This is a genomic window from Achromobacter pulmonis (assembly GCF_002885955.2).
GTDB lineage: Bacteria > Pseudomonadota > Gammaproteobacteria > Burkholderiales > Burkholderiaceae_B > Achromobacter > Achromobacter pulmonis_A.
In genome coordinates this window covers 1-308 of sequence record NZ_POQS01000101.1, presented here as the reverse complement: position 1 = coordinate 308, position 308 = coordinate 1, and the positions used below count along the sequence as shown (strand labels likewise).

The following is a 308-nucleotide window of genomic DNA, read 5'->3' as shown; positions in this document are numbered from 1 at the left end:
TCTCGCCGTGCTGCAACGCAAGCCTGGCGCGCTGCGCAATGGGGCGCCGTTCACCGCGTTGCCGGAAGCATTTCGCCAACTTCAGGCACGGCTTCTGCCTCACGCTGGCGGGGATAGAGAGATGGTGGAGATCCTGTCGTTGGTCTTGTTGCATGACGAGCAACTGGTCCTCGCCGCAGTGACCTTAGCGCTGGAGGCCGGTACGCCATCGAAGCAAACCATTCTCAACATCTTGAGCCGACTGCTCGACGGCACACCGCTACCGCCGCTGACGGCGCCCCAAGCGCTCTCGCTCACAGTCGAACCCG

Annotated in this window: 1 pseudogene; it reads left to right on the top strand. The window is 63.3% G+C overall.

Going from position 1 to position 308, the window contains the following annotated elements:
- A pseudogene (locus tag C1I89_RS33930) lies at positions 1-308 on the top strand (IS21 family transposase); the annotation flags it as partial.